The following is a 25,530-nucleotide window of genomic DNA, read 5'->3' as shown; positions in this document are numbered from 1 at the left end:
ATTCTAATATACGAATGGACTTTTAAAATCCGCCAGGAGCGGGGTTTCTTGATCTCTCTGAGAGACGATAAAATCGGAATCAGGCAACCAGGTTTTCCAAGGAATACCAAGCGCGGGATCGTTCCATCGGATTCCGACCTCGTTCTTGGGATTGTATTCCTGCGTCACCTTATATAAGAAATCCGTTTTGTCTTCTAAAGTAATAAAGCCGTGCGCGAAACCGGGAGGAACCCAGAAGATATTTTTGTTCTCTTCCGATAACTCGACCGAAACCCACTGTGCAAAGGTGGGCGAACCGACTCGAATATCGACGACGACATCGATCACCCTTCCACGCACCACTCGAACCAGTTTTCCTTGTTCGTAAGGAGGAATCTGCATGTGCATCCCTCTTAAGACGCCGCGTGCGGATCGGGAATGATTGTCCTGAAAAAAATCGGTGGGAATGTTTTCTTGCTTGAAAGCGGAATCTTTGAAGGATTCAAAAAAGAATCCCCGCTCGTCGCCGAACACTTTCGGTTCGATCAGAACGGGACCGTCGATCGGAAATCGTTTAAATTGCATGGGACTTCTATATATAAAAACGGAGTCTGCTTTAAATACAAAATTTTGACGCTAAGCAGGAAGGCGAATTAAATAAAAGGAAAAATCTAAATAAAGGATCAAATATGAAAAAGATCCTTTTTAACGAAAACGAGAAATTTTATGAAACGTGCAAAAACCTTAAGAAATCTGTAAACAATCGGGATTTTACTTAAGATTAAGAATTCTTCTTCCAGTTCCTTTACCTGTAAATGTCTCATAAATAAAGTTTGAATATTATCTAGATATAATTGTTTATGATTCTCGAATATTTGAAGATACAAAGGCAAAAACATTTCAATGGATCGACTTGATCGGGAAACGTGCCCCCTTCTATAATAGAACAACACTTTCGGAATCCTATAAACGTCTCGACCTCGCTCGATAAGCTTGAGCCAAAAGTCGTAATCTTCCCATTCATTCTTCATATTCTCATTAAACCCTCCCACTTCCTCCCAATCGGATTTCCTAAAGAGGGCCGATACGAAAATACAATTATCTAAAAGAATATCGGGAAATCTATAATTGGGAAGATTCCATTTTCCATGCATCGCTCCAAAAAACTCTGCTTCACAATATACTATTCCGAGAGAAGGCTTTTTCGCAAATACTGCCAACGCATCCGAAATATAATCCTTATGTATCTTATCATCAGAATCTAATGGAAGAATGAATTCTCCGTTTGCTAAACCAATACCGATATTCCTCGCTACTGAAGGGCCAGATCTAGAAATCGACTTTACTATGAATCCTTCTCTTTCTTTGTATTTTTCAAAACTTGCTAGCGTCCGTTCATCATCTGAACCATCGTTGACAATCACAATTTCGCAATTTTTATAAGTCTGATCCAATACACTCTGAACAGCTTGATCTATATATTCGCCGTAATTGTAGCAAGGAATGATTACAGAGACTAAAATTTCCGCTTTATTATGAACCATTATGATATGACTGAATTATCCAGATTTATTACACTCTTTGTATAAAAAATCGAATTCTATCTCCTTATCAAATTAATTGTTATAAGGAACTTTTTCAAAAACGATCGACAAACAAAGAAAAACGATCTTACAAGGCTGGGTATATCCCGAAATAAAAATAGAGTTGATCTATCGTAGTATAAAGATTGAGCAATCTCTCTTTCGCGAATCAACCGAGTGCGATTTTCAGGGGCGGAACTAAGTCCTTCTAAATTAAATTTGGAAAAAACTACAGGAATATATTTAATCGAAACGCTTTTAGAGGAAAATATTCTCAGCCAAAATTCGTAATCTGCAACAATTTTAAATTCAGTATTATACAGACCAAATTTATCAAAAAGATCTCTCTTGATTAGGCATGCTGGGTGCCAAATTGTATCCAACAACAAGTGAGTCAAAGATATTTTGGAAGGTTGTTTTCCTAATTTTCTAAAGCCTGTGACAGATTCTATAAACATATCTCCGTAAATTAAATCCGATGAAAGTTGAGATGAAAGTATCTCTTCAAGAGTAGTATCCTTTGCTAAAACATCTCCAGAGTTTAGGAAAAGGATATATTCTCCGTTCGTCATTTTTATACCTTTATTCTGAGCGAAATAAATACCTTGATCTTTCTCGCAAACGAAGTTAAGCCTTGGGTCCGTTAACGATTCTAAATATTCTTTTCCGCCGTCCGTTGACATTCCATCCGCCACAAAATATTCAAAATTTTTGAGGGTCTGGGATAGAACACTTCCTACGGTCGCCTTTAATCCGGAAACATTGTTTAAATTAATCGTGACGACAGTAAGTTTAATTGAATTCAAGAACGAACATCCTTAATTTCTCAAACGTTTTAAAATGTATTCATAACATTTACGATGTTATAGATATCGTCCGCAGTGTGAAACGTAGAAATAGGGAGACTTAACGTTGTGTTGTGAATTTCCTCCGATATCGGGAAATCGCCATCCGTAGATTCAAAAACTTCACGCATTGCCAATTGTTTATGCGGAGGAATAGGATAGTGAATTTCAGTTCTGATTTCATTTTTTAGAAGGAATTCACGGAGTTCATCCCTTTTTTCATGACGTATATTAAAGATATGATAAACATCGTAGGTTTCCGAAGAAACCGAAGGTTTTACAAAATCACTTTTCAAATTTTCCAAATAAATCTTGGCTAAGCTTCGTTTATATCGATTATTTATATCCAGGTATTTGAGTTTTATACTTAATATAGCAGCCTGGATTTCATCCAGACGAGAATTAAATCCTAATAATTCGTTTCTATATTTAACTGAAGAACCGTAATTTCTTAATTTCCGAATAATTTCAAAATATTCCAAATTGTCTGTTACGACTGCACCACCGTCTCCGATCGCACCCAAATTTTTAGTCGGGTAAAAACTAAATCCACTTATTTCGCCAAAGGTACCCGTTTTTTTTCCTTTATATAAAGATCCATGCGCTTGAGCACAGTCTTCTATTAAAAAAAGGTTATACTTTTCCTTAATGTGCAGTATCGAATCCATTTCGCAAGGTTTACCATATAAATGAACAACCAATACTCCTTTTGTTCTATGGCTAATTTTCTCTTCTATCTTTTTAGGGTCGATATTGTAAGTTTCCAAATCCGGCTCTACTAAAACTGGCTTAAAACCTGCATGCAAAATCGCTAAAATCGAAGCTATATACGTATTTGAAGGAACAATGATTTCCGAATCTTTTTCTAAATTTAGAGCTTTTAATGAGAGAATCAATGCATCCAATCCATTTCCGACCCCAACACAGTGTCGGTTGCCATTGTATTGGGCGAATTGATCTTCAAAATTAGAAACCTCTTTTCCTAAAATAAACCATCCGCTATCAAGAACTTCCGAAATTTTCCTTTTATACTCGGCGACGTACGGTGCATTGGACAAATGTAAATTTTCATATTCAATCATAGAACATCTTCATTCACTAACCGGATAAATTCCGAGTAATTTCTTATATAATCCTCTTCTTTATAATAATCGGATGCTACCACCAAAAGAACGCATCCAGATGAAAAGTCTTCCATCGAATGCCAAAGCATTCTGCCGAGAAGAACTCCTATATTGTCTTTATTCATAAGAATTTTTTGTTTCGCTTTTCCGTCATCAAGCCCGAGCGTGAAGCTGCCGCTAATGCAAAATATTACTTGTTCAGTGTTTTTGTGTGCATGCAATCCTCTTACACTCACCGAATTTTCCAAATTATTAATGTAATATGCTCGTCTAATTTCAAATGGAACGTCACGAAGAGCCTCCATAATAATTAAGTTACCGTCCCTATCATCATGGACCTTCTTTAAGCTGATATATCCAGAATGTTTTACTATAATCTCATCCATTCCCGAAACTTTATTCATAAGAGCACCTCAATCGTGCATTTCAATAAAACACTTTTTACAAACTCATGATATCATATATCTAAAATACTCTAACTACGTGTTCGAGCTAAGCATTCAAATAAACTTTTCTCAAAAGAGTATAAATACATGCAACAAACCTTTTTACTCTTACGAAACCAAAAAGAAAAGTTTCCCAAAACAATTTAGTAAAATAAGAAGTCGCATAAAAATTTCTGCGATCAATCAGCGCAAAAATCTCGAATACATTTAACTTTTTCAATTTTAGCTTGTATCTAATTACGACGTCCACGACTTGATCCACATAAGTCATATAGATGGATTCCATATTGATAAAATTCAAATTGTAAGCGGTAACACCTGTGCTATATATACTGCCTGAATAGAACTTAAACATGTGAAAATGATAAAATATTAAAGGAAGCCCATCAATTAAAATCGCCTCGTTTCTTAGCTTGACATCGTATCTCTCAATGTTCCAGAGCGCAACCCCCGATTGCTCGTTTTTTAAAACACAAACTCTTTCATAAGTTTGAGGCCATACATCTAAATATTTTTGATCTCCGAAACGATTTGTCTCCAGTCTTGAATAACACCATTCAATACATTGCTCCCGCCATCGATTCAAACATTTCATTCCGATCTCATCGCGCTTGAAATATACCATTTGGACATTATAAATTCCGTTTGTTTCCAGGTGCTTCAAACGATCCGGGAAACGATGCGGAATAATCATAACTGAATTTTCACCGATTTCATCATATATCGGCTTGGGATCCGAGTAAAAATAAATATCGGAATCAAGATATGTTATATGGTCAATGTCCGAGTTACGATTTAAAATAAAGGAAGGCAAAACCGGACTCAAAGTCCAACAGTATTCTTGCCAAGTCCGATTGTTTTTTGCGGTTAACACATCTTCTGCTTCGACATCGCTTAAAGCAAGGACTGTAACGTTCGTCAAAGAAAGCTCCTTTAAAAAGGAATATGACTTATCATCCATAGCAAGAATCCAAAGATGAAAATTACCGAAATGACGTTTAATCGAATCGTATAAAGATAATCCGAGCGGCAAATAATTAGAATCAAATAATGTACAAAGGTATTTCATTCGCTTCTTACTTCTTAATTTCGAAAAACATTCCCATTTCTCTCGTCGTGACTGAATTCAAACGACTTGAGGCTTGCAAATAGCTGTCGAAAGTGGTGATCATTTTATATTTACCCGAAAAAGCGTTTACGAATTCACTAAAATTAAAAAACCAAGCAGGGTAAGACGCTTCATAAATTTCAGAAGGAACTCTCTGAGCGGACACAATCGATTTGGGCAAATCTATAAAATAGGTTCGATCTATAAGAATATAAGGAAAATCATATTTAATGATAGTTTTTATAAGACTAAAAGGATCCTTAATATAAGGCAGCGAACTTGACGCAAGAAAAACGTTAATATTGCGTTCTTGAATGCAAGAATCTATACTTTCATAAAAAAACAAATTCTCATCTTGAAAATTTAATTTTCCCTCTTTAACGAATTCTTCTTGTTCGACAATATTCCAAGATACATTCTTGATCCCCTTCAGAAAAAGTCGATTCTGATAGTAGCTACTTCCTAAAGATCCCCCAAAGTCTAATATCTTCAGCTCACCGTCGGATTTAGCGGCAACATACATCAAGCTTGCCAGTAAAGGCCAGGAATATTGAATCTCATCGAAGATAACAGAATCCCTTTCATACACTGCAGCGCCACGCTTGACTTTCAAAAGGGAATTTTTACATTTTTCAAGAATTACCTTAGAATCATAGGAACCGCATAGATTCGCTGCCTCTTCCCAAGTATGAAATATTCCATTAAATCCATATTGGAGAATATTTACTTTATCGATAATTCCAAATTTCGCCGTCAGTTGTTTGAAAGTTCTTAGAAAGAATTTGATGAAATCCAATACGACAGGAGGAAAAAGGTATATAATTATTTTTTTTAAATATTGAATAAACATAATATCACCCAGCGATCAAAACAAATGGCGTGCTATCCCAAAATTCATCGGCTTCAGGGAAATCTTCGTTTCTTCATCATACTAATTTCGACAAGCGCTTCTTGAAGCAGTTAATTCCAAAAATTTACTTAACCTTTAATAGATCGAAAGGTTTGGTGAGATAATGTAAATAACGATGAAACAATTTCGTAATTTTTTCTGAAATTAATCGTCTTTTACGATTTCTGTAATAATCTCGGAATAAGTTTTTAGCAAACAAATTCTCTTCGATTTTTATCGTTTCCAATCGAATCGGAACCCGACTCAATTCCACATCAAATTCATCCGTTGCCTCGCAATGAGTTCCGGAAGTATCCAATCCGATATTTAGTATTAAGGATCTCGCGGGATATAACGTTAATTTATCCCTTAAAAAGGCGGAAGCATGCCAACGAATCGCCCAGGAATCATTTTTACCTGAAACTTGGTCAGTAAGCATCTGAGTATAAGGGTATGCCCCTTTCATATCGAAATCATACGTTATCTTTTTCGAATATAGTTCATTCAAAAGTCTCTGCCCATCCCTTTCGAATAAATCCCAACCTCTTTTCCAAGTCCCCCACCCCCAGCAATCAGCGCCTCTAAGAAAGAAAGTTTCAGGAGTATTTCCATGGATAGGGAGACGATATCCATGAATAGAAATCACTCGATCTTCACTTTCATATTTTTCCAAAGCCTGATTCATGTATGTCAAGAAAAAAGGAGACGTAGTCATATCATCTTCTAAAACGATTACCTTCCCGTATTTTTCGATTAATTCAGAAACTCCGGAAATAATCGAATTGGCCAAACCGTTGTTTTGTTCTTTTTCAATGATCGTAACGCTTTTAAAGCCAACAACATTTTTGGCAACAGCTCTGACTTCATTGATTTTATTCAATTGGCTATCGTTTTTTGGTCCGTCGCAGAAAACGAAAAGCTCCGATTTATCTGCATAACCGTTCTTTAATAGAGCTTCAATGGTAATCTTTGTATGCTGTGGCCGGTTATAAACGAAAAGTGCAATCGGTGCTAATTTCATGAATACTCAAACCTTTTCCTTTGTTAAGTCCACTGAGGAAATACCACCAACCTTGAATTTCTTTTTGTATGGTAACATTGAAAAGAAAAAATTCTCAAAAGAATCGTCAAGATCAATCTTTTAGACTGCGTTTTCGATCGTTCCGTTTTTATAATCCAAAAAAGTCTGATTGAAACTAACTTAATGTCATCCAAGTGATTTTCGTAAATGTTTCCATTTTCGAAATAGGTTCCAAAAAAGAATCGATTTCATCTGAATGAAAAATATTTCACGGGTTCTTTTCAAGAAAACGTTGAAAAGTACACTTGCAGCAAATTGCGAAATTACGGTAGCGATTGCGGCTCCTTTCACTCCATACATAGGAATCAAAATAAAATTCAAAACTATATTCGACGAACAACCTACAATACTTTTATATAAATCTACCCTTTGTAAATTTTCAGTAAGAAAATATCGACTACTTGCAATCCCTAAAAAAACAAAAATTCCGGCCCAAATATGAATCGCCAGTATGAGTCCCGCCTCGGAAAAGTCATCGCCAAAAAGAAAATCAATAATCGGGCCAGACAGGAAGGTCATCGGAATAGCGATAAGCAACGATATTATAAACATAAGAGAATGAAGCAGAGCGATACGTTCAAGATAAACCTTTTGATTAAATTCTTTCGCTTTCAACAGTGACGGTAAAACGGAAGAAGCGATTACAGTCGGAATGAAATACCAAACTTCACTGATCTTTACAGCCGCAGTATAAACACCGACAGCTTCGTCTCCCAATATTTGACCGATCATTACTTGATCAATACGCATGTAGACAATAATTGCAAGGCCCGATAATAAAAGCATCCAGCTATCATGTATCAATGAACGAGCTCGTTGCCAATTGGCATGTCGAATCGATAACGCGCCCTTGTGATATTTGTACATTAAATAGTAGCCGAACAAACTAATCGTGGATTCCACGAATCCTGCCCATACGAAAGCGATAACAGTAAAACCTTTCAATATCAAAAAAATTCTAATCACGGAAAATAGAAGAAACAGACCGTTATCGAGCCAAACAAGATACTTTGATAAAACTTGCGATTCATACCAATATTTCACTACCCCAATCGCCCGAAAGCTTAATGTAAAGCCGACAATCAAAGTCATCCAAAAGATATCGGATTCTGCGGGCCTTAGAACCGTAACGAGCAAAATCGCTATTATATACGCCAGAAGCCCCGCACCTGATTGTAAAACAAACGAAGTCGATATGATTTCGTCCTTAACCGTTTTGTCCCTGATCAGTTCTCGAACTGCAATTCCATCTAAGCCCAGGTTGGTAAAACTACCGACCAACGCAACGAATGCCACCACATAATTCAGCTTACCGTAATTATCCGGACCCAAATATTTAGCGATCCAAACACCAAGGAACATCCCCATTCCCATACGAAATATCTTATCAAAGAAAAGCCAACCGCTGTTGTGCAGAATTTTCGGAAGATTTGGATAACGTTTATATATTTTCTGTATAATTTCCAAACGATTAAAAATAGAATAATTTATTATAAACTCAACATATTACAATATGCTTAAAGGTAAGATGCAGCTAAACTGCCAGCACAAATCAATAACCCTTAATTTGTTCCAACTTCAAGGGCTATTAAGCAGTCTCGTTTCCTTCAAAATGTAAATCCATATTTTTATACATCTACTCAACTTTCAAAAACGAAAATGAAAGGAAGATCGCAAATACTTCGATTCACATTATTGAATCTTGAAGGAGTCCTATAAGCGCCAAAAGACAATCAGAAACAAAATAGTCATTTGCAGTGATTCACTCAAAATCGGCTTAAATATCCCGAAAATACCTATAAAGAACAATGCCGCAAGCATAGACAAAGAATACGCGTTTAAAGAAATAAATGAAGCCGAGTATTTCGATACCAAATACCCAAAAAGAATTCCCATAAAAATTATAAATACGATTCCACCGTCCTTATACAGATTGAAAAGCACCGATCCAAAGGCATTGTAGTATTTCTCTTTTCCATCGAATGTGTATCCAAGCAACCTCGATTTATGCAAATTCTCGCCTAACAAATTACTTTCGGCCGGAATGCTCGTTTTAAATACTCTATTTAGGGCAAAAGTTACCATTCTTTCAATACCCCCCAAAGAGGTTCTTCCATACGTTCTTTGATGCAAAGTAGAACTTTCTTCCTTTAACTCATGGTCAAACATCGAAAATGATTCTGTATGATAGTCAATTATGTAAACATTCACAAATTCCGAAAAATTAAATGTCCTCTTTGCGCTTCTCATATATCCCAGAGTAAACACAAAAAGCACAATCAAAAGAATGGAAACTAAAGTTGCTTTTACCGCTACAGACCCGAAAATTGCTTTCGGGTTTCTAAAAATTACTATAACCAGAATCAACACAAGAATTATTAAAATATAATAAAACCCGAATCTACCCAACAACATCAACGTATCCATAGCGACTAAAAAGAAAGCAAAAAGAAGAATTCGTTTTTTCTTATATCTAAGCAAGAAGGCTACGCCTAAAAAAAGCGAAGCGTACAACAATGGCTGAATTATAGAAGCGTAATAATATAAATATATATTTTTCCCGAATAAAATCGATTCCCCAAAAAGACCAAAAGCCATACTTCGATAATCGGAAGGCATCGATTCATTGGTTAAAAATTGAATATACAATGACTTCAAAAAGAAAAACGTCACAATCGGAGAAATAAAAAGACATAAAAAAATAAAATAATATTTTTCTTTCCTTTTATTTGCGATCTTAAGGATCGAAATAAACTTCGGCTTAATTTTCCTTTTCGATATAAATGTATGCAGAGAAAACAATCCGGAGCCGAGCGTAACGGATGTTAGCATCAATATGTATAGAAAATAAGTTTTACCTGTTGGAATCTGTAATCCGGTAAGTGAAAACGAAGATAAGAACATCCAAAAAAACCAGTAAATCTGCATTAAAATCAAGACAGGACTTGTTTTTCTCGCAAATAAATACAAAAACATTATATTCAATAGTCCTGTTATTGCGATTATAATCGACATTCTTCTACCTTACAGCCATTTAATTCTTCATTTTTATCTAACAACGATCTTCAACGAGATCCAAAACCGGTAAAAATTGTTTTTAAAGTCTTAAAAAAAATCAAAATATCAAGCCAAAGTGAAAATCTTTGAATATAATAAAAATCGTATTCGAGTTTCAATTTCATTCCGTCCACTTCCGCTGCATAACCTTGTTCCACCTGCGCCCATCCGGAAATCCCCGGTCGCACAACGTGTCTATATGCGAAAAAAGGAACATCCTTTTCATACCAATCTGAAAGTTCCATCGATTCGGGCCTAGGACCGATAAAACTCATTTCACCTTTGAGAACGTTGAATACCTGGGGAAGCTCGTCGATCCGATATTTTCGCAACAATTTACCTAACTTAGTAATACGAGGATCGTCTTCCCCTTCGGTAAAACCTTTTCCTTTAATATCCAAAGACATAGTTCTGAATTTTATCACGGTAAAAGGTCTTCCCCTGAATCCCATTCTTCGCTGCAAAAAGAAAGCTGAACCTCGACTTTCTAAACGGATCAAAATTGAAGTAGCAATGAAGACAGGGGTCAATATTGGAATTAAAATGATCGCAGCTACGAAATCGATTAAACGCTTCAATCTTTCATAAAATCTTGATGGAAGCAACGTGCCAAATTCGTTTTCCGATAAATGATCAATTTTAACTCGTCCAGTCAAAGATTCAATAATTTGTTTCGTGTGATAAACTGGAATTCGCGAAAGAGTACACCTTGCCAAAAATTTTTCCCAATCTGGAGAAAGATCCCTTGATCTTAAGTCAGCAACAACGCCATCGAACCGCTGCTTTTCAAGATCCGGTTTTTTCAAAAAAACGAATTCGGTTCCATGTACATCTTGAAACTCAAGGGCTTCTCCTACAGGAATCAGTGCAAATCTCTGTTTTCTATATCGATGACCGAGGAAATAACCTACGTAACACCAGGCAAGATTGACTATAACCCCTAAAAGCAGACCTTGAACAGAATACTCAATACGAATCAAAAGATAAATCACCAACATCATACTGTAGATGATTGCCGTATATGGCAGAATATACGCCGATGATTGCGCACCCGGATATTTGAATAATTTTCTTAGAGAACTTGTCAAAATGGCAAATGCTATCAAGACACCGATCAATGTATTTATACTATTCGAATCGATCGTTTTCCAAAATGAAATACCCCACTTTGGAATCACGGTGATTACGACGATGAGCATACCTCCAACTATCAGCTGGAAAGTATTACTCAATAAGATTTGTTCGTGTATCCGAGAATGCCGTCTTACGTACATATAAAATTTGGTTTTTAGTTAAGCTGATTTTCGGAAGTTCTTAAAATAGCTGAAATCGCGGAATCAACAGAAAACTTTGATCTTAGTAAGATTTCAGAATTCTTACCGCATTTCTCACGAATATTCTTGTCCAAAAGCTGCAATGCATTCCGGTAGAAAAGATCATCTTCGCCAGAAACGGAAACGAAACCTGCTTTCCCGCTTTGTATGACTTCTTGTAAATCATTACCAGGATTGATGGAACCGAGAATCGGTTTTCCCTGTGCCATATATTCTAAAATTTTTCCCGGAAAATTATGCGTTCTATGTTTTCCATTCAGAGTAAATAGGCCAATGTCAAACTCCGAAAGCATCTTTTTATATTCTTCCTGCGGAACAGCACTCATCAATGTTACATTGGAAATATTTTCGGTTGCAATTTTCCTTTCAACTAACTCGAATTCATCGCCGGCCCCGACCAATAGAAAATGCGCTTCATTATGCGAACTCATTCGTTTTGCCAAACGCAAAATGGCCATCATGTCCTGAGCTTGTCCGAGGTTTCCGCCGTAAAAGAATACAATCTTATTCTGCAATTTCAATTTCTCTCTAAATTGGATTTGAGAATTTTGAAAACGTAAAGAGGAGGCCCAATTGTACAGGACTTGCACATTCTTAAACTCTCCGTGCTTTTCTAAAAACCATCTTTCGTTGGCCGGAGATTGAACACCGATTCTATCCGCAACTTTATAATTCTTCTTCTCGCAATATCTTAAAAAGGCGGTGATAATACCATTTTCCTTAATCAATCCGGCATCGACAACCCATTGAGGAAATAAGTCTCTGAGAATTAAGTAAGCTGGAGCATTCCAAATTTGCTTTAACTTTCTGATTAATCCAAACCAAAAAATCGAAGGTGAATAGTAAATTATGAAATCATGCGGATTGGAAACAAGATAACCTTTCAAAGTTTTCCAAGAACGCCAGGACAGAAGAATCTCGTTAATCAATCTTCTGACTTTGGAAATATTTTTAATAGGGCCAGAATAAAACCGAAGCACTTTCAACCCATCGAATTCGTCTACTTTGAAAGAAAAGGATACCCCGATTCCTGGCGTTATCACTGTCACTTCATGCCCCACAGATTTTAAACCTACTGCGAGCTCATGCATCATTTTTGCAGCGACTTTCATACTTTCCGGAAGATAATCATCTACTACAATACAAATTCTCATTTTTGGGTTCTAACTTTTATGCCAAACGGTTCGATTGATATAATCTGTATAACTTTGAACAATTGAAACGATTTTTTTTGAAACCTGCCCTACGGAATAATCGTCGACAACTCTAGTATTCCGAATTCCGTTTTGACGTTGATTAACTACGATTCGAATAGATTCAAGAACCCTTTCTTTGGAAAGACCGCTCATAATCAAAGTACCGACATCCATCCCTTCCGGTCGCTCGTGTGTGTTGCGAATCGTAATTGCCGTAAGATTCAATAGAGATGCCTCTTCCGTGATAGTGCCGCTATCAGAAAGAATGCAGAATGCTGACATCTGCAACTTTACATAATCCAAAAAACCGAATGGTTTCAAAAACGTAATGAGCGGATTCATCTTAACTTCCTTTAAGTCCTCAAGTTTCTTTCGGGTTCTCGGATGTGTGGAAACGATTACGGGAAATCCATATTGTTCGCAGATTGCATTCAAAGATTCCAATAAATTTAATAGATTCTCGTTAGTATCAACATTCTCTTCTCTATGAGAACTCACTATGAAGAATTTATTTTTTTCTAAAGAGAGTTCATTGAGTATTTGCGATTTCTCTATATTTTCTTTATAATATTCGAGCACCTCATCCATGTGCGAACCGGTTTTTATGATCGTCTCCGCTTTAATTCCTTCCGCTAAAAGATAACGCCTCGCATGTTCGGTTAGCACCATATTAATATCGCTCAAGTGGTCCACAACCTTACGATTTAATTCCTCAGGTACTCGCTGATCGAAACAACGATTCCCCGCCTCCATGTGAAAAATCGGAATCTTCCTCCTTTTGGCAGGAATAACCGCAAGACAAGTGTTCGTATCTCCGTATAAAAGCAGGGCATCAGGTTTTTCAATTTCAAATACCTCGTCCGCTTTCAATAGTATCTGTGCAATAGTAGCTGCCGCCGATCCAACGGCTGCGTTTAAAAAATAATCCGGCTTACGGATTTCAAGATCCTCAAAGAAAACTTGGTTAAGTTCGTAATCGTAGTTTTGACCCGAATGAACCAAAACATGATCAAAATTTCGATCCAGCTCGGCGATTACCCTGCTCATTTTGATAAGTTCGGGTCGAGTGCCTACGATTGTCATTACCTTAAGCACTCAAATTCTCCTGAATGTAGTCTAATTTTAGCAATAGCTCCTTAATTTCCGAAACATTCAATCGTTTCGTATTGTGCGAAGTATAATCGTCCAATTGGGAGACCTTTTGTTCCCCTTCTACAAAATACTTATTATAGTTTAAATCCCGATTATCCGCAGGAATTCGATAATAACGCCCCATATCGTCCGCCTTAGCCATCTCTTCTCTGGAAACCAAAGACTCGTAAAGTTTTTCACCGTGCCTTGTGCCGATAACAGATATTTTATTATCTTTTTTGAATATTTCTATTAATGCTTCCGCCAAATCCTGTACGGTAGAAGCAGGAGATTTCTGTATAAATATATCGCCTTGTTGTCCATGATTGAAAGCGTGTAGCACTAAATCTACTGAATCCTCCAAGGACATTAAAAATCGCGTCATATTTGGATCCGTTACGGTCAAAGAAAGATTCTTTTTAAGCTGCTCTATAAAAAGAGGAATCACAGAACCACGGGAGGCCATAACGTTCCCGTAGCGAGTAGCGCAAAGCACGGTTCCCCCTTCCGGTACAGTCCGAGATTTCGCGACTAATAATTTTTCCGCCATCGCTTTGGATATTCCCATTGCATTGATAGGATAAACCGCTTTATCAGTGCTCAACAAGACGACTTTTTGGACTCGATTCGCGATCGCCGCATTAAGGACATTCTCCGTACCAATCACGTTCGTTTTAATCGCTTCCATTGGATAAAATTCGCAGGACGGAACTTGTTTTAAAGCAGCAGCATGAAAGATATAATCTACTCCAATGGTCGCCTGAAATATACTATCGTAATCCCTAACATCACCAATGTAGAACTTCACTTTTTCGTTGGATAAGGATATCCGCATATCTTCTTGTTTCTTTTCGTCTCTACTAAAGATACGTATCTCTTTTACGTTCGTACCTAAAAAACGTTTTAAAACGGTATTTCCGAAGGACCCCGTACCACCGGTAATCATTAATATTTTATCATCAAACATGTGCGCTGTCCAAATATTGTTCTTTGTATTTTTTCATCAAAAGTATTAATTCTCGCCAAGGCAGAGGTTCATAGGAAGTCTCTTTCTTAAATTTCGTCGAGTCGAGCGAACGGTTCACTATTACTTCTTCACTCTCCGAGATTTTATTGTTTCTTCCGTAAATTTCTCCAACTAAAGCTAAAAGATCGAATTTAGAAATAGGATTGGAAGATATATGATAAAGTCCATGGAGTTTCGAATTGGGGATAATCACATTTTTTATGATTTCCGCAATTTCAATCGAAGGAAATCCGGAAAAAATAGCTTTCTTGTATCCTTTTACCTCTCCTTCCTGTGATAAAAACCAGTCGACCAAGGAGTAATTTGAATTCAGCTCGTGACCAATGATTGATGTCCGTATCGTAAATACATGGGACTGGTCTCCGATCTCTCCAATCAACTTGGATCTTCCGTATAAATCATCCGCATCAGGAATATCTGTTTCCGTATAATTTCCCTTTTTGCCGTCAAACACACAATCAGTACTGGTTAAGATCAACCTGGCACCGATCAATTTGCACAGATTGGAAAGCCTATGAGGTAGAAGAGAATTGATGGGTAGAACCGCAAGCGGATCTTTTGCTAACTTTTGTTGCTTAATAATCCCCACACAATTAACTACCACGTCCGGCCTTACGTTCGAAAATAGACGAATCAATTCATCGTCATTCAAAACGTCTACGTTGGATATGATTCTTTCTGATTCAGTCTTTGTAAAGAATCGAAGATATTCACCACTTCGAATAGTTCCCCGAACCTGAAACTCCGAATTTTCCGATAAAATGCGAAATGCGGCGTTTCCTAACATACCTGAGGCGCCTAAAACCAATATTTTTTTCTGTGACAACATGATATGATTCAAATTTCCTTATTCAGCTAATTTAATCTCAGCTACGTCGCTAAAAAATCATAAGGCCTTTAATATTTCAGCCAAACCGTTTCGAAACGACCAAACAGGTTCCCAACCTAACATCGCTTTTGCTTTGGAAATATCAGCAACTACGTTCGAAATTTCTTCCTTCCTTTCCTTCGCGGCAGATACGACGGGTAAATTTGTGCAGGCGATTTCTTGAGCAATCGATATAACCTCTTCTACTGAATAAGAAATTCCGGAACCGATATTAAATGTATGAAATCCTCCCATAGGAGAAAGGGCTGAAGAGATCGAATTTAATACGTCTTCTAAATAGACGAAATCCCTTTTGGGAAACAAATCCAACACATGAATCTCTTTCTTTATTTTGATTTGTTTCAGAATCGTAGGAATCAAAAAATCCTCTCTCTGACCTGGGCCATAAACATTAAATAATCTTAAAACTTTAATGTCCGTTTTCTTAAACTTAGAGTAGAATTCGCAAAGCTGTTCTGCTAAATGTTTGGACAAAGCATACGGATTATTCGGTGTGACCGGATGCGTCTCAGAAATGGGAAGTGTTTCAGGCCTACCATACAGATAAGCGCTAATAAATACGAACTGCGCATTACACTTTGATGCGTAATCAAGAGCATTTTGGGTCCCCATTACATTGGAGTTAAGAAAAGAGCGGCTGTCTTTCCAACTATCGGGAACGTATGTTTGACCTGCCAAATGTATAACTGATTTCGCTTCGGGCAACTTCGACCAAGTCAACGGATCGGCAACGTCCCCTTCCTTTCTATCCAAACCGAAAACAGATAATCCTTGATTACGAAATTTTTCGACCAAAGGTTTGCCGATAAATCCGGAACTCCCGGAAATCAATACGTCAATCATGAAATAAGGTATCTTTCATGATTTCAAATTCATCGATCGCTCTTTCGTAATCATCCGGGCGCCCAATATCCAACCAATAACCACCGTGGGGTAATACCGAAATCGGTTTATTGATTTCGATTAGTTTAAGCATCAGATTGTCAAAACCGAAGACGCTGTCTTTGGGAATATAATCCAAGGCCGCGTGATTTACCATATATACACCCATGCTCACTTCGTAATCTTGAGCAGGCTTCTCGTGAAATCCCGTTAAAAAACCTTGATAATCGGTTTGCAAAACTCCATAATCGATTAACTGTTTTCTTTTTTTGGAAGAGATCGTAAAGATAGATTTCGATTCAACATGTGTCTTATGAAATAAGGAAAAATTTATATCCGTAAGCACATCGCCGTTCATCACCAAAAAATCATTCGGCAAATCCGAAATCAGTTTTAAAGGACCCATCGTACCGAGAGGTTTATCTTCCAATGAATAATCAATCTTCGTATTCCATTTACTTCCATCCTGAAAAAAAGCTTGGATCAACTGAGCTTGGTGATTCACCGCCATCGTAATATGCGTAAAGCCGGAATTTACTAACTGTTTCACGATAACTTCGAGAATTGGATATTCCCCGATGGGCATAAGCGGTTTAGGAAGTACGGTAGTATAGGGACGCAATCGAGTTCCCTTGCCTCCCGCTAAAATAATCGCCCTTTTAGACATTGTACACCTCTGCCTTATACCCTTTTAAATTCTCGGGTTTTTTAAACCATTCAATGGTCTCTTCCAGTCCGCGCCTAAATCCTTCCAAACCGTTATACGCCGGCTGCCAACCTAGCAAGTCCTTTGCTTTTTGATTCGCAGCCCAGAGCCGCTCTACTTCACTCTTTTCGGGACGAATCCGATTGGTATCAGAAATAATTTCCACATCCTTACCAATAATGTTTGCGATGAGTTTAACTGTATCACCGACAGAAATTTCGAAACCGTTACCGATATTAATGACTTCCCCAAGTCCTTGTTTAGAATTTAAAGCGGAAATAAAACCGTTAATGGTATCGGTCACGTAATTAAAGTCTCGAGTTGGGCTTGTAGAACCCAGTTGAATTTTTGTCTTTCCGCTCAACAACTGAGTAATTACAGTCGGAATGATCGCTCTTGCCGACTGACGAGGACCATAGGTATTGAATGGCCGAACGATAATCACAGGCGTCGAAAAGGAAGAATAAAAAGAATAAGCCAACTGGTCAGCCCCGATCTTACTTGCCGAATACGGAGATTGTCCTTTCAGAGGATGGTCCTCTGTGATGGGAACAAATTGAGCGGTCCCATAAACCTCGCTGGTAGATGTATGTATAACCTTACTTAAATTTAAATCCCTCGCGGCTTGCAATATGTTCAAAGTTCCTTTGATATTCGTATCCACGTAGGTGTCCGGAGAATGATAAGAATATGGGATGCCGATAAGAGCCGCTAAATGCAACACTGCATCCATACCGTACATCGCCGTTCTTACACCGTTCGGATCGCGCACGTCGCCGGTAAAAACTTCGAATTTGCCCTTGACGTCTTCGGAGCAATAATCTAACCATCCCCAAGTATTAAAAGAATTATAATAGGCGAACGCTTTTACCTCAAATCCAGATCTGACCAACGCTTCAGTCAAATGAGAGCCGATGAAGCCATCGGCGCCGGTAACTAATATTTTTTTCAAAGGAAAAACCTCGTTATTTTATTCATCGAATGAATTTAGGAATCGGATTATAAGCCCATCACGTTCTGAAGATTGGAAGTGTATGTAGCCACTCTATATTTCTCCGTCGCAGATTTGTTGTTATTCAACGCAATTCTTAATAGATTTTCTTTTTTCAAAATCAATTCAGAAAGAATTTTTGTTATTGATTCACTTGAATTCTCCTGAATTTGAAACCCGTTTATTCTGTTTGTAAAAATATCCAAAATTCCGCTCTGACCGGTCGTGATTACCGCGCAACCGGAAGCATAAGCTTCTAGGATGGAGATCGGCTGACCTTCAAAAAACATAGTAGGTAAACAAAAAACATGCGCCTTTTCGAATAACTCCTTCTTTTTAGAATCGTCGATCAACCCATGATAATGGATGCTTTTATTAACTTTGATTTTTTCTTCGAAAATCAATCTTTCTTCGTCTGTATCAAATCTTCCTGCAAACTCAAGGTAGTATTTTTTCTGAAGGTCGGCTTCCATTGCGAGAAAACCTTCCAGCAATATCAGATATCCTTTGAGCTGAATCATATTACTGATAAACAATAATCTAATAGGACTCGTTTTTTCAAATTTCCGTCGAATTTCATTTTCGGAAAGGAAAAGATAATCCTGCGCAAAGTTGGGAACAATCGAAATTTTCTTACGATCCACAAAAGTTTCGAAAATTTCCAAATGAGAATCTCCCGAGAGAATCACTCCTCCGACTCTTTTGATAAAAAACCTATTGAGCCGGAATACCCAGGGATACTTATCGAATAAGAGCCTCTTTAAACTACCTCCATGTAAATGGATATACATCTTTGAAAGTAAACTAAAACAAATAATATAGATCAAAAGATCCTTTAGATTTCCAGCGAGCGATTCAGAAATCGTAAAATAGACAACATCCGATTTCGATTTCTTAAAAAAAGTCCGAATCAAAACCTTAAAGATTTCAATCAATCTTTGTATTGAATCCATTCCTTCTTTTAAACTTTGTTTTCTTAAGTTGATAACTTCGACATTATGATTAGTAGAGATACTATCGTAAAATTCCTTACTTACCAAGGAATGTCCATTGATTGGTGGAGGAAGAGGGGCTATATATAAAACTTTCATATGCACTATTAAATAAACAAAGACGATTTAATTCAGCAGTAGTTAGCGGATTCCCTTTTTAGCATTAAAAACGAATATACTTTCACGGGCCAAAAACGAGTTAGAAAATACATAATGCGAGATCAACGCGTTAAAAATCCATACTTGGTTAGGGTAAAAACCACTTCCGATTTTTATGAAAATAAAACCTCTTTATCCTTTCCATTTGGATAATTGATTAATACTGCTTTATGTATTCCCTTATAAATAAAAAGGCTGCCTGCAGCAACACCTATAATTCCTAACTCTTGGATCAAATTCTTAATGTGATCCAGTGAACCCGCCCCACCGAGAACAGTAATGGGGACCGTACAAATGTTTCGAATTTTTTTAATGATTTCGATTTCATAACCGCTCATCGTCCCATCCCGATCAATAGAATTCAGTAAAATTTCACCGGCCCCTAATTCTATAACTTCCTTGACTAAATCTTCCGGATGCTTTCCCGTTTTTTTCGTTCCGTTATGAATCATAACTTCATATTTTCGAGACAGCATTGCCTTCTTAAAATCAATAGCAACGACTACACTCTGACTTCCTAAATACGCAGCCATCGTCGATATCATTTTCGGATTTTCAATCGCAAGAGAACTTACGATAATTTTTTCTACACCAAAACTTAAAATTCGATTCGCCTGATCTAAATTCTTAATTCCACCGCCGTAGCAGAGAGGCATTCTACATTCGTTAGCAAGACGCTCGATCAAACGATAATTCGGCTCTTTCCCTTCCTTACTCGCCGATATGTCCAACACCGCAAGTTCATCCGCTTCTTTTTCGTTAAAAATTCTAACGGCATTTAAAGGATCTCCGATATATCTTTCATCGCCGAACTTAGTCGTTTTGACTAATCCATTTTCTTGTAATAGTAACACTGGTATAATTCGAGGTCTTAACATATATTATAAACTTGCAAAGTTTCGGATTAATGCGACTCCATTGTGATGGCTTTTTTCGGGATGAAACTGAGTTCCGTAGATATTCTCGCGATTGACAGCGCATGCAAAATCCCCACCGTAATCCGCAGTAGCAATAACATCCTTCTTATCATGGCATTCCATATAATAAGAATGTAAAAAATAAAAACGCGGATGTTTCTCCAAGTCTGTTAAAAGTCGATTCTCTCTCGTTGATCTGACTTCATTCCAGCCAATCTGCGGAATCGTAAGGTAAGAATGGGATGGATCAAAACTAAATTTTTTCACCCTTCCTTCTATCCAACCCAGTCCGGATTTAGTTCCCTCTTCACTTGAAGAGGCTAGTATTTGCATTCCCACACATACTCCGAGTACCGGAATCTTTTTATTTATTACCAGATCGGAGAGCACATCTTTTATACCGGATTCGGTCAACTTATCCATCACACTATCGAAAGAGCCCACACCAGGCATAATGATCTTTTCACAGCTCTTAAGTTCCTGTTCGGTTTTAACGATTTTGTAATGAAAATTCAACCCTTTCAGGACATTTGCAAAAGCCTTTAGGTTTCCGACTCCGTAATCTAAAATTCCAATCACTGAATGACCCTTTTTTCGATTCCGAGCATTCTGAATATTTTAGTTCCAAGACTAATCAAACCACTTGTCGATTTATAATCTCGATACGATTTATTCTCTAATTGTTCCAGCTTTTCCAACTCTTCTCGAGTAATATCCAACTTGGATGCAATATAATCGAAATCTTTTGAGATGGAAAGTTGATCATATGGTTTTTGATTGATTTCTTTGAGCGCGTCTTCTCTTGTTTTTTGATTCGTAAGAATCAAGCTAGAGTAGTGCGCTTTTCTTTTATCGTATCCAAATTTATTCGGTAGCCAATACCCCTCGTAAAACTTCGTAAATCGCGATTCATAGTGTTTATGACTGTATCTTTTCCAACCGAATCTGGTTTCCAGTTCTCTGATGGCTTCTTCCTTAGTATAAGGAACGTAATTCAATGGCTGAACTACTTTCAATCTTTTGAATATTCTATAGTATATTTTATATTTGAATATTCCGGCAAGAGGAAAGGTTTTCAACTTTCTTTTTCCGAACTTTTTATGAATGTCTTTCAGCTGTCTCAAATCGGAAGCATGATAATGCCACTCAAGGGGCTCGCGTATACATTCAGTCGAATAGTTACCGCCGTTTAGAATATATTGGAATCCGTGTTTAGCACAATAATTGTAGAGCGACGCAAAAAATACGTGATCTTGAGGCGTATCTAAGTGAGGAACACCCGCTTTAAAAAAGGATAACTGGAGATCCTTCATTTCCTCCCAATTAACAACTTCAGTTATCAAATCCAATTTTAAACCGTCTACAATCTTTTCGATGTTATTGACCGCCTCTTGAGAATTCCATCCGGCATCCACGTGGAATAAAAGAGGCCTAAGGCCAAATTTTTCTTTTGCTAAATAAGCGAGGTACGAACTATCCACGCCTCCACTGATCCCAAGAATGCAATCATAATCCTTACCTTTACCGGAAAGTTTAATCTTTTCTATCATATCCTTCAGTAAAGAGGGAGTATTTAATTTTTTATCCCATTCCGGTTTGATATTCTGGAAAAAGTTTAAACAATGATTGCACACGCCCTTTTCATCAAATGTGATATTAGGATCAGTAGTGTCCATTGCACAATTTGTGCACACCCGAATCTCTTTTAAATTTTGCATTTTGCCTCTCAATATTAACGATCTAAAATTCGAATAAAAATACTAACTTCATTTAAACCAAAGAAAACTAAACAGACTCTTAAATTGAAATAGAGCAACGTATTTCCACTTTACTCGCCAGGACGCCGCTTTTAGAAACGACACTTCATTTTTTGCATCTTCTAAATTACCTTGGGACAAGTGAACCAAGAATCTTGTTTTATAAAACCACCATGGAGTCCGATTCTCATTAAGAACATATTTGTCGAAATCTGATTGATATTTGCTCTGCAAGATACGAAGTACATTTAAAGTACGCTTCGGATTGCTAAGATTACCGCCCCCGATCCAATAGTATCCAAGAGGTCGAGGAATTCTATAAAACTTATCGGTGATCCTGGAGATCCTTAACCAGAAATCGTAATCTTCACCGGCGACAAGATCCGCTTCTTCGTCTAAACTCCCAACTTGATCGATAATAGATTTGCGTACAACTACGCTAGAATTATTAATCCCGTTTCCGTTAATAATCAAATCTTGGAAAATAGGAGGTTTTAGTTTTCTGGTTCTTTCTCTTTTCCAATAAAAGTGTTGGAAAAGGGATTTAACCTTATATAAATCGTGATAGACCAAATCGAAATTTTTAGATTCTAAAAAATAAACGGATGTTTCCAATTTCTCTGGAGCCCACCAATCGTCTGAATCCAATAAAGCAATGTATTTCCCTTTTGCTCGTTGAATCCCTAAGTTTCTAGATACAGCCACCACACCTTGATTATGAACTTTAAACAATCGTATTCGAGGATCGTCAAAAGATTTTACAATATCATCCGTATGGTCAACGGAAGAGTTATCAACGATGAGAATTTCCCAATTTCTATGCGTTTGATGGATAATTGAATTTAGCGCCCGTTTTAAATCATCAGCACGATTATACGTGGGGATTACGACGCTAACTAAAACTTCTTCCATAATTTAAGATTCTATATTTTGTTGAAAATGCTGTTTACAAAAGAAAAGTAAATCATCGATTTCTTTCATTTTATTTTGCGTAATTTTTAAACCGAAAGTCTTTATTTTTTCAATATTAAAGCGAAAACTTGCTGTATCTTCAAGCTTCCCCTCTTCTTTTCTTTCTAAAGAAGGTCTAAATCCAAGAATCATTTCTGCTCTATCTCGAATGAGTTGCGCCATTTCCCAAACCGATATCGACCAATCTCCCCCAAGATTAAAAATTTTTCCGGAACTTGGGGAGGTCTTATCGATTAGGAGTAAATCAAGGGCTTGAATAACGTCCGAAATTGATATAAAGTCTCTTTTTTGAAGACCATTCGATTTTAATACTAGTTTTTTATCGGTTACGGCCTGTTTACATAGATCATTAATGAGTAAACTCCAACAATTGGTATGAGTGGAAACTGGAGGTCCGTAGGCATTGGACAATCTCAGAACATACGAATCAATTTTGCCCAAAGACGCGTAGTATCTAATTATATCCTCAGCTGCCTTATGAGTGGCAGCATAAGGATGAAAATTTTTCACGGAACTTTCTTCCGTAAATTCGCCGTTTAATGAATTCGAATAAACGTGAGCGGTTGAAAAATAAATGAATTTTTTTACCCCCTTTCGTACCGACGCTTCTAAAAGTCGAATCGTATTCAATACGTTTATTTCGTAAGCCTCGATGGGATTTTGAACGCTATCCGCTGCATTCATACCTGCTAAATGGATTACCGTATCCATTCTTTCGCACGCTGCTTCTAAATCAGTTGAATTTTTCCAATCGATACATCGTAGGTCTACATTATCAAAATCATTTATATTGAAATAACTTCTGGAAAGTAGTCTAATTTCGAATTGTTGTCTTTCAGCGAAATTTTGAAAGATACGTCCGCCTAAATACCCGGAAGCGCCCGTTATAAGCAATCTCAGTTTAATGATTAACTTCTCCATCGATATGGAATTGCAGAATCATTTATATCCAACTTTTTACTTTCTTGAGGATCATGGGGTATATCGGCACAGTTTACAATCAATGCTACCTGGGAAGAAATACATTGAAAGCCATAGTAGATCCCATATGGAATTTTAATTCTATAATAAGCATCCGGTCTTCCTAACTGAATTTCCATAATTTTTGAAAAAGAAGCCGACGTCTCTCTTGGATCGTAAAGTACTAAAAGGATTCGACCCACAGGAATCGCTAAATTCTGAGTTTGTTTAGAATGGATTTTCCATGCTTTTACCGATCCTGGATTTACTTCGGAAAAATAGCATTCGCCAAATGTTGTAAAACCCTCATCCGTACATTTCTGCATATGAAGGACTGATCCTTTCGGATCTTCGATTTCTTTAAGGGGGGCTAAAAAGACCCCTTCAATCATCGTATCTTTCATCTCAACGAACCCATTGCAAACCGCGCTCGGTGGCGAGCTTTACATAAGATTGGATTTGTCCGCTCGTGAATGCGAGAATATCTTCCTTTTTATCAATCCAATTTTTATACCAATCCACGGTAAATGAAACGGTTTCTTCAAACCTAAGAACTGGCCTCCAATTCAAATGGAATAAAGCTTTATCGCAGGATAATTTTAAAAGTTTAGCTTCCTTTCCACTTTCGGATTGTCCTTCTGGAACAACCCAACTTATATCAGGCCAAATGGATTTTATTTTCTTAAGAAGCTCTAAGACGGTCTCATTCACGTTGGCATCGGGACCAAAGTTAAACGCCTCTCCGTTCAAACCACCCTGTTTTTTGTATAATTTTTCCCCTAAACTCAGATACCCGCTCAACGGTTCCAGTACATGTTGCCAGGGTCTGGTTGCGAGAGGACTTCGAATCGTTACCGTTTCTTTCTTAGACCAGGCACGAATACAATCCGGAATGATCCTATCGTTTGCCCAATCACCCCCACCGATCACATTACCGGCTCGAGTAATTCCCACTCTTATTGAACTATCTTTAAAAAAAGATCGATAGAAAGAACTAGCTACTATATCCGCGCAACTTTTAGATGCGCTGTACGGATCATGTCCCGCCAAAACATCCGTTTCACGATAGCCCCAACACCATTCGTCATTTCGATAAGCTTTGTCGCTTGTGATCAATACTGCGGTCTCGACAAACGTCTTAGTACGAATTACGTCTAACAGATTCACCATTCCCATGATATTGATCTCAAAAGTGGTTATTGGATTTTGGTAAGATTCTCTGACCAAAGCTTGGGCGGCCATATGAAAAATGATCTCCGGCTGGAATTCATCGATTACGTTCGCTAATCTATCTCTATCTCTAACATCCCCCAAAAAATGACGAACCTTGGTTTCTAATTTCATCAACTCGAAATGACTTGGATTTGTCGGAATATCGACCGAATATCCAGCAACATCAGCACCAAGTTCTTTCAACCATGCGACTAACCAAGAACCTTTAAACCCGGTATGCCCGGTAATCAATACCTTTTTTCCCTTATAAATATTTCCGTACATCGGACCTC

The 25,530-nt window shown here is 37.4% G+C and carries 26 protein-coding genes; all 26 read right to left on the bottom strand.

All coding sequences use genetic code 11. The features are described from left to right. Nucleotides 1–3: 3 nt before the first annotated feature. Complete coding sequence (rfbC, locus tag DLM76_RS18885) at nt 4–564, bottom strand: dTDP-4-dehydrorhamnose 3,5-epimerase (RefSeq protein ID WP_118966196.1); 561 nt, start codon at nt 562–564, stop codon at nt 4–6. A 98-nt stretch (nt 565–662) separates the two neighbouring features. After that, nucleotides 663–1,523, bottom strand: a complete 861-nt coding sequence (locus DLM76_RS18880) for a glycosyltransferase (protein ID WP_118966195.1) — start codon at nt 1,521–1,523, stop codon at nt 663–665. A gap of 56 nt (nt 1,524–1,579) precedes the next feature. Beyond that, nucleotides 1,580–2,368: a glycosyltransferase family 2 protein gene (locus DLM76_RS18875; protein WP_118966194.1), complete on the bottom strand. Its 789-nt coding sequence runs from the start codon at nt 2,366–2,368 to the stop codon at nt 1,580–1,582. A 29-nt stretch (nt 2,369–2,397) separates the two neighbouring features. Continuing rightward, nucleotides 2,398–3,489, bottom strand: coding sequence for a DegT/DnrJ/EryC1/StrS family aminotransferase (locus DLM76_RS18870; protein ID WP_118966193.1), 1,092 nt, complete (start codon nt 3,487–3,489; stop codon nt 2,398–2,400). Further along, on the bottom strand, nt 3,486–3,917 hold the full coding sequence (locus tag DLM76_RS18865) for a sugar 3,4-ketoisomerase (RefSeq protein ID WP_118966252.1): 432 nt from the start codon (nt 3,915–3,917) through the stop codon (nt 3,486–3,488). The genes DLM76_RS18870 and DLM76_RS18865 overlap by 4 nt, the downstream gene beginning before the upstream one ends. 106 nt (nt 3,918–4,023) lie before the next feature. Then, nucleotides 4,024–5,046: a glycosyl transferase gene (locus DLM76_RS18860; protein ID WP_118966192.1), complete on the bottom strand. Its 1,023-nt coding sequence runs from the start codon at nt 5,044–5,046 to the stop codon at nt 4,024–4,026. Between the two features lie 7 nt (nt 5,047–5,053). After that, on the bottom strand, nt 5,054–5,935 hold the full coding sequence (locus DLM76_RS18855; RefSeq protein WP_118966191.1) for a methyltransferase, TIGR04325 family: 882 nt from the start codon (nt 5,933–5,935) through the stop codon (nt 5,054–5,056). A gap of 124 nt (nt 5,936–6,059) precedes the next feature. Further along, entirely contained in the window at nt 6,060–6,995 is a 936-nt protein-coding gene (locus tag DLM76_RS18850) for a glycosyltransferase family A protein (RefSeq protein ID WP_118966190.1), read from the bottom strand. A gap of 186 nt (nt 6,996–7,181) precedes the next feature. Further along, the gene (locus DLM76_RS18845; protein ID WP_118966251.1) at nt 7,182–8,516 is read right to left on the bottom strand and encodes a flippase; all 1,335 of its coding nucleotides are present in this window, start codon (nt 8,514–8,516) and stop codon (nt 7,182–7,184) included. A gap of 252 nt (nt 8,517–8,768) precedes the next feature. Continuing rightward, nucleotides 8,769–10,070 carry an O-antigen polymerase gene (locus DLM76_RS18840; RefSeq protein ID WP_118966189.1) on the bottom strand — a complete coding sequence of 434 codons (1,302 nt, stop codon included), beginning with the start codon at nt 10,068–10,070 and terminating at the stop codon, nt 8,769–8,771. A 50-nt stretch (nt 10,071–10,120) separates the two neighbouring features. Continuing rightward, nucleotides 10,121–11,386 (bottom strand): sugar transferase, encoded by a 1,266-nt coding sequence (locus DLM76_RS18835; RefSeq protein ID WP_118966188.1) that lies wholly within the window; start codon nt 11,384–11,386, stop codon nt 10,121–10,123. A 14-nt stretch (nt 11,387–11,400) separates the two neighbouring features. Continuing rightward, a complete protein-coding gene (locus tag DLM76_RS18830) occupies nt 11,401–12,600 on the bottom strand; it encodes a glycosyltransferase family 4 protein (RefSeq protein WP_118966187.1) in 1,200 nt (399 codons plus the stop codon). Between the two features lie 9 nt (nt 12,601–12,609). Next, nucleotides 12,610–13,689 (bottom strand): non-hydrolyzing UDP-N-acetylglucosamine 2-epimerase, encoded by a 1,080-nt coding sequence (wecB, locus tag DLM76_RS18825; RefSeq protein ID WP_346725445.1) that lies wholly within the window; start codon nt 13,687–13,689, stop codon nt 12,610–12,612. A gap of 40 nt (nt 13,690–13,729) precedes the next feature. Next, the gene (locus tag DLM76_RS18820; protein WP_118966185.1) at nt 13,730–14,740 is read right to left on the bottom strand and encodes a polysaccharide biosynthesis protein; all 1,011 of its coding nucleotides are present in this window, start codon (nt 14,738–14,740) and stop codon (nt 13,730–13,732) included. Beyond that, complete coding sequence (locus DLM76_RS18815; protein WP_118966184.1) at nt 14,733–15,629, bottom strand: dTDP-4-dehydrorhamnose reductase family protein; 897 nt, start codon at nt 15,627–15,629, stop codon at nt 14,733–14,735. Before DLM76_RS18815 ends, DLM76_RS18820 begins: the two co-directional genes overlap by 8 nt. A gap of 57 nt (nt 15,630–15,686) precedes the next feature. Then, a complete protein-coding gene (locus DLM76_RS18810; RefSeq protein WP_118966183.1) occupies nt 15,687–16,532 on the bottom strand; it encodes an NAD-dependent epimerase/dehydratase family protein in 846 nt (281 codons plus the stop codon). After that, entirely contained in the window at nt 16,525–17,238 is a 714-nt protein-coding gene (locus DLM76_RS18805) for a sugar phosphate nucleotidyltransferase (RefSeq protein ID WP_118966182.1), read from the bottom strand. Before DLM76_RS18805 ends, DLM76_RS18810 begins: the two co-directional genes overlap by 8 nt. Further along, on the bottom strand, nt 17,231–18,229 hold the full coding sequence (locus DLM76_RS18800) for an NAD-dependent 4,6-dehydratase LegB (RefSeq protein ID WP_118966181.1): 999 nt from the start codon (nt 18,227–18,229) through the stop codon (nt 17,231–17,233). Before DLM76_RS18800 ends, DLM76_RS18805 begins: the two co-directional genes overlap by 8 nt. A 47-nt stretch (nt 18,230–18,276) precedes the next feature. Then, nucleotides 18,277–19,359, bottom strand: coding sequence for a glycosyltransferase family 4 protein (locus DLM76_RS18795; protein ID WP_118966180.1), 1,083 nt, complete (start codon nt 19,357–19,359; stop codon nt 18,277–18,279). A 173-nt stretch (nt 19,360–19,532) separates the two neighbouring features. Continuing rightward, nucleotides 19,533–20,297, bottom strand: coding sequence for an AglZ/HisF2 family acetamidino modification protein (locus tag DLM76_RS18790; protein ID WP_118966179.1), 765 nt, complete (start codon nt 20,295–20,297; stop codon nt 19,533–19,535). A 3-nt stretch (nt 20,298–20,300) separates the two neighbouring features. Then, nucleotides 20,301–20,915, bottom strand: coding sequence for an imidazole glycerol phosphate synthase subunit HisH (gene hisH / locus DLM76_RS18785; RefSeq protein ID WP_118966178.1), 615 nt, complete (start codon nt 20,913–20,915; stop codon nt 20,301–20,303). Continuing rightward, on the bottom strand, nt 20,912–22,054 hold the full coding sequence (locus tag DLM76_RS18780; RefSeq protein WP_118966177.1) for an N-acetyl sugar amidotransferase: 1,143 nt from the start codon (nt 22,052–22,054) through the stop codon (nt 20,912–20,914). Before DLM76_RS18780 ends, hisH begins: the two co-directional genes overlap by 4 nt. A 48-nt stretch (nt 22,055–22,102) precedes the next feature. Continuing rightward, complete coding sequence (locus tag DLM76_RS18775) at nt 22,103–23,005, bottom strand: glycosyltransferase family 2 protein (RefSeq protein WP_118966176.1); 903 nt, start codon at nt 23,003–23,005, stop codon at nt 22,103–22,105. 3 nt (nt 23,006–23,008) lie between these two features. Next, a complete protein-coding gene (locus tag DLM76_RS18770) occupies nt 23,009–23,986 on the bottom strand; it encodes an SDR family oxidoreductase (RefSeq protein ID WP_241548303.1) in 978 nt (325 codons plus the stop codon). Next, nucleotides 23,974–24,429 (bottom strand): dTDP-4-dehydrorhamnose 3,5-epimerase family protein, encoded by a 456-nt coding sequence (locus tag DLM76_RS18765; RefSeq protein ID WP_118966175.1) that lies wholly within the window; start codon nt 24,427–24,429, stop codon nt 23,974–23,976. Before DLM76_RS18765 ends, DLM76_RS18770 begins: the two co-directional genes overlap by 13 nt. A gap of 1 nt (nt 24,430) precedes the next feature. Next, on the bottom strand, nt 24,431–25,522 hold the full coding sequence (gene rfbG / locus DLM76_RS18760; protein WP_118966174.1) for a CDP-glucose 4,6-dehydratase: 1,092 nt from the start codon (nt 25,520–25,522) through the stop codon (nt 24,431–24,433). Between the last annotated feature and the right edge of the window lie 8 nt (nt 25,523–25,530).

Source organism: Leptospira yasudae (genome assembly GCF_003545925.1).
GTDB lineage: Bacteria > Spirochaetota > Leptospiria > Leptospirales > Leptospiraceae > Leptospira > Leptospira yasudae.
The sequence above is the reverse complement of the archived record's forward strand: the minus strand, read 5'-3'. Positions and strand labels throughout refer to the sequence as shown.

What these genes read in the sequence shown, in the direction of transcription:
- rfbC (WP_118966196.1), bottom strand. Translation starts at nt 564, where the DNA reads ATGCAATTTAAACGATTTCCGATCGACGGTCCCGTTCTGATCGAACCG.
- DLM76_RS18880 (WP_118966195.1), bottom strand. Translation starts at nt 1,523, where the DNA reads ATGGTTCATAATAAAGCGGAAATTTTAGTCTCTGTAATCATTCCTTGC.
- DLM76_RS18870 (WP_118966193.1), bottom strand. Translation starts at nt 3,489, where the DNA reads ATGATTGAATATGAAAATTTACATTTGTCCAATGCACCGTACGTCGCC.
- DLM76_RS18865 (WP_118966252.1), bottom strand. Translation starts at nt 3,917, where the DNA reads ATGGATGAGATTATAGTAAAACATTCTGGATATATCAGCTTAAAGAAG.
- DLM76_RS18860 (WP_118966192.1), bottom strand. Translation starts at nt 5,046, where the DNA reads ATGAAATACCTTTGTACATTATTTGATTCTAATTATTTGCCGCTCGGA.
- DLM76_RS18855 (WP_118966191.1), bottom strand. Translation starts at nt 5,935, where the DNA reads ATGTTTATTCAATATTTAAAAAAAATAATTATATACCTTTTTCCTCCT.
- DLM76_RS18850 (WP_118966190.1), bottom strand. Translation starts at nt 6,995, where the DNA reads ATGAAATTAGCACCGATTGCACTTTTCGTTTATAACCGGCCACAGCAT.
- DLM76_RS18840 (WP_118966189.1), bottom strand. Translation starts at nt 10,070, where the DNA reads ATGTCGATTATAATCGCAATAACAGGACTATTGAATATAATGTTTTTG.
- DLM76_RS18835 (WP_118966188.1), bottom strand. Translation starts at nt 11,386, where the DNA reads ATGTACGTAAGACGGCATTCTCGGATACACGAACAAATCTTATTGAGT.
- DLM76_RS18830 (WP_118966187.1), bottom strand. Translation starts at nt 12,600, where the DNA reads ATGAGAATTTGTATTGTAGTAGATGATTATCTTCCGGAAAGTATGAAA.
- wecB (WP_346725445.1), bottom strand. Translation starts at nt 13,689, where the DNA reads ATGAGCAGGGTAATCGCCGAGCTGGATCGAAATTTTGATCATGTTTTG.
- DLM76_RS18820 (WP_118966185.1), bottom strand. Translation starts at nt 14,740, where the DNA reads ATGTTTGATGATAAAATATTAATGATTACCGGTGGTACGGGGTCCTTC.
- DLM76_RS18815 (WP_118966184.1), bottom strand. Translation starts at nt 15,629, where the DNA reads ATGTTGTCACAGAAAAAAATATTGGTTTTAGGCGCCTCAGGTATGTTA.
- DLM76_RS18810 (WP_118966183.1), bottom strand. Translation starts at nt 16,532, where the DNA reads ATGATTGACGTATTGATTTCCGGGAGTTCCGGATTTATCGGCAAACCT.
- DLM76_RS18805 (WP_118966182.1), bottom strand. Translation starts at nt 17,238, where the DNA reads ATGTCTAAAAGGGCGATTATTTTAGCGGGAGGCAAGGGAACTCGATTG.
- DLM76_RS18795 (WP_118966180.1), bottom strand. Translation starts at nt 19,359, where the DNA reads ATGAAAGTTTTATATATAGCCCCTCTTCCTCCACCAATCAATGGACAT.
- DLM76_RS18790 (WP_118966179.1), bottom strand. Translation starts at nt 20,297, where the DNA reads ATGTTAAGACCTCGAATTATACCAGTGTTACTATTACAAGAAAATGGA.
- DLM76_RS18780 (WP_118966177.1), bottom strand. Translation starts at nt 22,054, where the DNA reads ATGCAAAATTTAAAAGAGATTCGGGTGTGCACAAATTGTGCAATGGAC.
- DLM76_RS18775 (WP_118966176.1), bottom strand. Translation starts at nt 23,005, where the DNA reads ATGGAAGAAGTTTTAGTTAGCGTCGTAATCCCCACGTATAATCGTGCT.
- DLM76_RS18770 (WP_241548303.1), bottom strand. Translation starts at nt 23,986, where the DNA reads ATGGAGAAGTTAATCATTAAACTGAGATTGCTTATAACGGGCGCTTCC.
- DLM76_RS18765 (WP_118966175.1), bottom strand. Translation starts at nt 24,429, where the DNA reads ATGAAAGATACGATGATTGAAGGGGTCTTTTTAGCCCCCCTTAAAGAA.
- rfbG (WP_118966174.1), bottom strand. Translation starts at nt 25,522, where the DNA reads ATGTACGGAAATATTTATAAGGGAAAAAAGGTATTGATTACCGGGCAT.